The 255-nt window shown below is 40.8% G+C and carries 1 protein-coding gene; it reads left to right on the forward strand.

What is annotated here, in order from left to right; genetic code table 11:
* Window positions 1-132: 132 nt before the first annotated feature.
* On the forward strand, window positions 133-255 hold a 123-nt coding region (locus AAZR23_RS20835), incomplete at its 3' end, for a transposase (protein WP_142262547.1).

Here is a 255-nt window from a genome sequence, read left to right on the forward strand (position 1 = left end):
GTTGTTATGAGAAGATAACATTTTCATTATAATGCCTTTTTTATCATGCTTTCTGACCTCTTCCCTTTCTTCAGTACCGGTATAAAGTAGAGTTTCCGGCCTTTCTTCTCCTGAAAAAAGAGGTCATCTGACATGAAAAAGACACGTTATACCGAAGAACAGATCGCATTTGCCCTGAAACAGGCTGAAACCGGTACCCGGGTAGAGGAAGTGTGCAGAAAGATGGGTATTTCTGAAGCCACTTTTTACAATTGG

It is taken from the genome of Morganella sp. Je.2.23, assembly GCF_051129855.1.
Lineage (GTDB): Bacteria > Pseudomonadota > Gammaproteobacteria > Enterobacterales > Enterobacteriaceae > Morganella > Morganella sibonii.